The sequence below is a fragment of the Methylobacterium goesingense genome, assembly GCF_022179225.1.
GTDB lineage: Bacteria > Pseudomonadota > Alphaproteobacteria > Rhizobiales > Beijerinckiaceae > Methylobacterium > Methylobacterium goesingense.
Genome location: NZ_BPQL01000196.1, coordinates 1 through 6,392 on the forward strand (window position 1 = coordinate 1; position 6,392 = coordinate 6,392).

Sequence of the window (6,392 nt, forward strand, 5' to 3'; positions counted from 1 at the left end):
CGCGGTGAACTCACCGCAGGCGGAACGCCAACCGCGCCGCGCCGCGGCCTGACGTCCGTCGGGGGCTGACCCGGCGAGCGAGCGGGCGAGCGGGCGAGCGGCTGGTCGATCCGCCGGCTTTCGCCCGGAATCGATTCGTCGCGAATTCACCCACCCCGGACGGATGCGACAGGAGCCGTCCGTCATAAGGCGACCTGTCGCTGTCGCGCGTGCGAATCTCTGCGAAGGGACACGCTGCGCATGGTGGGGCGGTGTGCCCTCGGCCCCTGCAGAAGACCGCGCGGCCGAATGACCGGCGGGATGCGAGGGTTCGGCCCGGTGATGGTACCGTCCAAGTCGATACGAAGCATCCTCCCGGCTTTGGCCCGATGAGAATCCGTATCGGTGACGTCGCGATCGCACCGTGCGGACACAATGCCTGCGATCCTCAAGATCTCGGCGCGGGTTCGATCCGTCCCGCCGCCATGGAACATGCCGGCACCGCCACGGACCGCACGGGGGACCTGCCGCCGCCGGACCTGGGCGACGTTCTCGCGATCAGCCTGTCGGAACGCCAGCGCATCTCCCGGTGCGGGAATCTTTGGAAGCACCTTTTCCACGCGTTCGCGTAGGTTTGCCGAGGTCGGAGCACCCGCACCGACGAGCGCGATATCCCCCATGCCCATGCCGTTTCCGAAAGACACCCGGCCGCCCTGCTGTCGTCGCCCGCGCGAGGACGACGCCAATCGTGAAGACACCCCCGCACGGGGGGACACCCCCGCACGGGGGCAGGCACGGAGCCAGGACGCCGATGGGATACCACACCGCACAGTTTGAGGGGCGCCAACCCGCCCCCGCCGCGCTCTTCGCAGCGCACCGCCTCCGGCGCAGCTATGGCCGGGCCGCTGCCACCGCGGCCATCGCCAACGGGATGCTGCCGAGCGAACTCTCCGAAGTCCTGGCCGGCCGCAGCGTCGTCGAGGCTTTTCCCATCGCGCGGCGTGAGAGCGTGGACGACTACGCCGACCGGGCCGTCGCCGAGATGATGGTGGCGTACCTGAGCCAGCCGCCGGCCTGACCCATCAGCCGGATAGGTCGAGAGCCCGATATCTCGAGTCTCGCGGTTTGGACGTGCGCGTGTTTCGGACCCAACGCCCGACCCGTCGCGCACCGTGCATCAAAAGCGCATCGTTCGTCCCGACCCACACCCGATGAAGCAGCACAGCCTGTCGCACCCGCGTGTATCGTGAGCGCTGCAGTCTCCCGGTGCGTGTGCCGATGGGCCGTGTCGATTCGCACACCGATGGGGAACCCGACCGGGCTTGGCGCCTTGTCCTCGCATCGCAGGATTCCCAGATTACCACCATCGCACTATGGCCGGTCCGCATCCGGGTTGCCCACGTGTCGTTCGTCAGGACTGCCCAGCAGACCGTCGAGGCGGACGTGGCATCGATCCCATCCCATTCCGACGACCCTGCGCCACGGATGGCCACGCGTTTCGACGCGGGCCACGGGCATGCGGTGACTGGTGAGACGACACTTCGAGGAGGATACCACCATGAGCACGGGCACCGTGAAATGGTTCAACGAAACCAAGGGCTACGGCTTCATTCAGCCGGATGACGGCGGCAAGGACGTGTTTGTCCACATCTCCGCGGTCGAGCGCGCCGGCCTGCGCAACCTCATCGAGGGTCAGAAGGTCTCCTACGAGATCGAGAATGACCGCCGCACCGGCAAGCAGTCGGCCGGCAACCTCCAGGCCGCCTGATCACGGTTCCGCGATGCCCGAACGCTGAGGCATCGTTTCAACAATCTCCGGGAAGCCGCTCGCCGAAGGGCGGCTTCTGTTGATTCCCGGCAGGCAGTCAGGCATTGGGCTGCTGCGATAAAAAGACCAGCCGAAAAACTGATTCCTCCCACGGCCCCATGCCGCGCGTGCTCAACGCCGGATGCGGGCGACACACCACATGAGAAAGGTCAGATGGGCGCCTTCGACTACAGGAATTTCGACGACCGCCGTAAGAACTCCCTCAGCGCCAAGCAGATGCTGCTGGAAAAATTCAAGGCCCGTCCTCCGGCCGATGACCCGGAGATGATCGCCAAGGCGCAGGCCCGCGCCGAGGTCGCCCGCGCCCGCGAAGAGCGTGCCCGCGAGCGGGAGGCCGCCCGGATCGCCGCCGAGAAGGCCGCAGCCGAGGAGAAGCGCGCGCGCGAAGAGGCGGAACTCGCCGCCCAGATCGCCCGCGAGGAGGCCGAGGCCCTGGCCGCCGCCGAGCGGAAGGCCGCAGAACTTGCCGAGAAGAAAGCCGCTCGCGATGCGCGCTACGCGGCCCGGAAAGCCAAGGCCCGTCGCTAAAAGGTCCGGGGCGCCCTGGAGCGGGGCCCTGAAATCATGCGAGAGTGAGAGCAGGGCCGACGATATTCGTCGGCCCTTTCTCGTTGCGCATACGCCGATCAGGCTTCGGTGCGGTTCTCGGACGCTGCGTCCTCACCTTCGCCCTCGGCGGTCTCGTGCCCCTCGGTCTGAGCCTCGACCGGCTCGGCGGTCTCGCTCTCGGGGCGGGGACCCGACTTGAAGGTCCGGCGCGGCGCGTTCCCGCGCTTCATCTGGATCGGCTTCTCGATCGCACCGAGCCGCTCGGAAAGCTGCTTGGCGCGCTCGTTGAAATCGTTGGTTGAGCGCGACTGGGACGCACCGCTCTTGAACGCGTTTGCCACTGGGGCCTCTTGGAGTTGCCCAAGGCACGGGTTCGTGCGGGGTTGTGTTCTTCTAGCACGCTTGGCGCTCGGCGTCGGCTTTTATCTTCTCGCACCTAAGGTGAGCCGGCCGCACTTCAGAAACGTGCCGTGAGGAAGAGGCGCACGTTGCGTCCGGGCAGGAGGATCTCGTCCTTCTTGAACGAGGCCGAGTTGCGGATGCGGTCATCGAGCAGGTTGCGGCCCTGGAGACCGAGTGTGACCTCGCTCATGCCGTAGACACCCGGATCGAGGGGCTTGGTGTAGCTCACCTCCGCGCGCAGGTCGTCGAAGCCCGGTGTCACCGTCTCGATCGGTGCGATCTCCGTATGGGCAAAGGCGTGGAGCAGGTTTACCCGGGCGTACCACCCGTCGGCGCGGACGAAGACGCCGCCACCGAGGCGATGGGGCGGGATGCGCGGCACGAAAGTGCCGTCATCGAATTGGGCGCGCACGAAATCGTACTGCGCGTCGAGGCCGGCAAAACCGTTGCCCACCGGGATCAGATCGAGCTGCGCGCCGATCTCGGCGCCGTAGAAGGTCGCGTTGCGCTGCGAATAGACGATCTGCTGCAACTCGTCGCCATTGCCGCAGGACGCGAAGTCGTCGCCGCAGCGGATGCCGGTGTCGCGCTTGTAGATGAACCCGGTGTAGCGCGTGTAGTAGCCCGTCGCATCGAGGCGCAGCGGCCCCTCCGCGCGGCGGATGCTGGCCTCCACGGTCCGCGCACGCTCCTTCTTCAGGTTGGCATCGCCGATCTCGAAGGTCTCCGTCGCGTCGTGCGCGCCGCGCGAGTACAGCTCGAAGGCGGTGGGCGCACGCTCGACGAAGGAGCCGTTCAGGCTGGCCACGAAGCCGTAGGGCAGGTCCTGCAGGGCGCCGAAGCTGACGCTCTTCGGAGCGAACTTACGGCGGCGCCCGAACGCGAGGGGCTCCTCGCCCTCCACGGGCAGGTAGTCACCCGGGAAAGCCGTGGCGGTGCCCGTCGAACGGTCACCCTCGATGCGACCCGCTGCCTGCAGGCGCAGGCCGCCGCCCAGGCCCAGCTCCTCGAACAGGTAGACGGCGTTGCTGCGCGAATCGGTCGGCGCCAGCAAGCCGCCGGCCTCGCCCGCGGTGCCGAGGGTACGCCGCCCTGCCTGGACACCGAGGGCGCCGGTGAGGGTGCCGAAGGGGAGGGCGACGGGCACGTGCTGGAGCTCGATCCGCCCCTCCGCCTCGCGGTTCTTGAAGGTGGCGCGGATCCCGTCGACCCCGTCCTCTCCGAGGCCGGTCTCGTCGTGGCGGTAGACCGAGCCGCCGAGCCAGAAGCGCACGGCCGCGATCGGGCCGTCGAGGGGGCGGTACTCGCCCCGGGCCAAGAGGCGATCCTGGCGGGGGTCGAGGCGGGTGCGGCTCTCGGCGGCCTCGCCGCCCGGAATTTGGTAGAGGGCGTCGTAATGGCTGTAGGACAGGCCGACGAAGCCGCGATCGCCGATAAACGACATGCCCACCGCGCCGCCCTGGCTCTCGTTGGCGGAGTTGCGCTGAATGCCGCCGGGAATGGCATAGCTGTCGGCCGCGGTCCGGAAGCCGTCGGCATGGACCGCGACGTTGCCGGAGCCGCCATCCACCGTCACGGCGCCGAGGCGTCCATTGTCCACCGACGAGAACCCGGTGGTGGCCGAGCCCGAGACGCCGTTGGCGGGGATGTAGGTCGGCACCCGGTTATTCTCGGCGCTGACCACGCCACCGATCGCCTGCGAGCCGAAGCGGAGCGAAGCCGGGCCCCGGATCACCTCGATGCGGTTGGCCACCAGCGGGTTGATCGGGACGCCGTGATCCTCCCCCAACTCCGACACGTCCTGGATGCCGACGCCGTTCTCCTGGATGCGGACCCGGTTGTTGTCGAGACCGCGGATGATCGGGCGGCTCGCCGCGCCCGGCGCGTAGGTCGAGGCCGAGATGCCGGGCCGATCGGACAAGGCGTCGCCCAGTGTGCGCGGCTGGTCACGGGCGATCTGATCGGCGGTGACCACCGTCACGGGCGAGAAAGTGTTCGTCACCACCGGCAGCACGCCCAGCGGCGGCCCCGACCCCGGCCCCGATGCCGTCATGGGAACGATCGGGCTCGGAGAGGTGACGCTGAGTTCCTCCAGAGTGGCTTTCGCCTGCTGCGCGCCTGCGGGCGTTGCGGCGAGACCGACCCCCGCCAGCGCAGCCCCGGCCCAGATCCCCTTCGTTCGCAGAACCCGCATCACGCCTCGCACAAACACGTTATAATGTTTCTTTGCGCAGACGTTATATTATTACAACGACGTTCACCGGTCCGCTGGCCGATACCGCGAGGCTGTTGCGGCAGCGCACCACCTTCGGCGCCTGCGACGGTTGCGCCGCTTGCCGTGCGCCCGCCACCCACCGACATCCGAAGAGCATGTCGGCCCTGCTGCTCCCCTTCCTCTCTGCTCTGCGAGTGCTCCTCCTCGTCGTCCTGGTCCTCTTCCTGCTGCCACTCGGCACGCATGCCCTGTGGTGGTTTGCGCGCGATGGACGTTCCCCCGACTGGTCGGCGGCAGACTGGTCGAGCACCGGGATCCTGAAGACACCAATGGCCGGCGATCCAGCCCTGGTCCGGGTCTACGCAGCCCGGGTCGGACGCTGGCGTGGAATCTTCGCGCATCACAGCTGGATCGTGATCAAGGCCGCGGGTGCCCTGCGATACACCCGCTACGACGTCGTCGGCTGGGGTCTGCCGGTGCGCACGGACGGCTGGGCCGCCGATGGACGCTGGTTCGGGAACCGGCCCGAGACGGTACTCGCCCTCGATGGCGAAGCGGCGGCCCAGGTCATCCCCGGCATCCGCGCGGCCGTGGCCGCCTATCCGCACCGGAAGCTCGGTTCCTACACTGTCTGGCCGGGACCAAACTCCAACACGTTCGCGGCCCATGTCCTCGCCAGCATCCCGGACGCCGCAGCGACGCTGCCCCCGACCGCCCTCGGCAAGGACTGGACGCCGCCCGGACGTCTCTTCGAACGGACGCCGAGCGGCACGGGCCTGCGCATCGGTTTCGGCGGGTATGCGGGCCTCACCCTCGGCTGGGTCGAAGGGGTCGAGGTCAATATCCTGGGGCTGGTGGCGGGGCTCGACCTGCGCAGGCCCGCTTTGAAGCTGCCCGGCTGGGGGCGGATCGGGCCGGATTGGGAGCCGGCGGACGGTCGGCAAAGCATATGACCTTGCAGGCGAAATCCTTACGCCGCCCGTGACCTTCCGCCCCGGAGCGGAACCTTGGGCGGAGCGCCGACATTGCGCTTGGCATGTCCGATAATTCTGTACCACCCGGGCCGGGCCCGACGCGCGCCGCTGGCTTGAGGGTCACCGTCGACCTCAACCTCTGCCAGGCCTACGCCCAGTGCTGCTATGCGGCGCCGGACCACTTCGTCCTGAAGGGGCACGAAGCGCTCCACTACGATCCCGCACCCTCGGCGGACGCTCGCGCCGACATCGAACGGGCTCGCATCGCCTGCCCGGTCCAGGCGATCAGCGTCGAGGATGCGGGGGCCCCGCGCCGATGATCGATCCTGAATCGCGCGTCGTGATCGTGGGCGCCTCGCTCGCGGGCCTGCGTGGCGCCGAGAGTCTGCGCCGATCGGGCTTCGCGGGCTCCCTGACCATCGTGGGGGCCGAGCCGCACCGCCCC

The 6,392-nt window shown here is 68.5% G+C and carries 7 protein-coding genes and 1 pseudogene; 6 read left to right on the forward strand and 2 right to left on the reverse strand.

The features are described from left to right. Positions 1–790 precede the first annotated feature (790 nt). The 3 genes from MFF30_RS24345 (at position 791) to MFF30_RS24355 (ending at position 2,335) form a co-directional block, all read left to right on the forward strand. Complete coding sequence (locus MFF30_RS24345) at positions 791–1,057, forward strand: hypothetical protein (RefSeq protein WP_238282764.1); 267 nt, start codon at positions 791–793, stop codon at positions 1,055–1,057. Positions 1,058–1,537: 480 nt separating this feature from the next. Further along, positions 1,538–1,747 (forward strand): cold-shock protein, encoded by a 210-nt coding sequence (locus MFF30_RS24350; protein ID WP_238282766.1) that lies wholly within the window; start codon positions 1,538–1,540, stop codon positions 1,745–1,747. Positions 1,748–1,960: 213 nt separating this feature from the next. Continuing rightward, the gene (locus tag MFF30_RS24355) at positions 1,961–2,335 is read left to right on the forward strand and encodes a DUF6481 family protein (RefSeq protein ID WP_238282768.1); all 375 of its coding nucleotides are present in this window, start codon (positions 1,961–1,963) and stop codon (positions 2,333–2,335) included. Positions 2,336–2,433: 98 nt separating this feature from the next. On the opposite strand, the gene MFF30_RS24360 is transcribed toward MFF30_RS24355, so the two are convergent. Further along, positions 2,434–2,697: a hypothetical protein gene (locus tag MFF30_RS24360; protein WP_238282770.1), complete on the reverse strand. Its 264-nt coding sequence runs from the start codon at positions 2,695–2,697 to the stop codon at positions 2,434–2,436. A 116-nt stretch (positions 2,698–2,813) separates the two neighbouring features. Further along, a complete protein-coding gene (locus tag MFF30_RS24365; RefSeq protein WP_238282772.1) occupies positions 2,814–4,952 on the reverse strand; it encodes a TonB-dependent receptor in 2,139 nt (712 codons plus the stop codon). A 176-nt stretch (positions 4,953–5,128) separates the two neighbouring features. Here MFF30_RS24365 and MFF30_RS24370 point away from each other — a divergent pair, with 176 nt between their 5' ends. The 3 genes and pseudogenes from MFF30_RS24370 to MFF30_RS24380 all read left to right on the forward strand — a co-directional run. Next, positions 5,129–5,926, forward strand: coding sequence for a DUF3750 domain-containing protein (locus MFF30_RS24370; RefSeq protein ID WP_238282775.1), 798 nt, complete (start codon positions 5,129–5,131; stop codon positions 5,924–5,926). An 83-nt stretch (positions 5,927–6,009) separates the two neighbouring features. Beyond that, a complete protein-coding gene (locus MFF30_RS24375; protein WP_238282777.1) occupies positions 6,010–6,267 on the forward strand; it encodes a ferredoxin in 258 nt (85 codons plus the stop codon). Then, positions 6,264–6,392 (forward strand): annotated as a pseudogene (locus MFF30_RS24380) (FAD/NAD(P)-binding oxidoreductase); the annotation flags it as partial. The gene MFF30_RS24375 and the pseudogene MFF30_RS24380, both read left to right, overlap by 4 nt.

Coding starts and splice junctions, on each gene's coding strand:
- MFF30_RS24345 (WP_238282764.1), top strand. CDS start 791: ATGGGATACCACACCGCACAGTTTGAGGGGCGCCAACCCGCCCCCGCC.
- MFF30_RS24350 (WP_238282766.1), top strand. CDS start 1,538: ATGAGCACGGGCACCGTGAAATGGTTCAACGAAACCAAGGGCTACGGC.
- MFF30_RS24355 (WP_238282768.1), top strand. CDS start 1,961: ATGGGCGCCTTCGACTACAGGAATTTCGACGACCGCCGTAAGAACTCC.
- MFF30_RS24365 (WP_238282772.1), bottom strand. CDS start 4,952: ATGCGGGTTCTGCGAACGAAGGGGATCTGGGCCGGGGCTGCGCTGGCG.
- MFF30_RS24370 (WP_238282775.1), top strand. CDS start 5,129: ATGTCGGCCCTGCTGCTCCCCTTCCTCTCTGCTCTGCGAGTGCTCCTC.
- MFF30_RS24375 (WP_238282777.1), top strand. CDS start 6,010: ATGTCCGATAATTCTGTACCACCCGGGCCGGGCCCGACGCGCGCCGCT.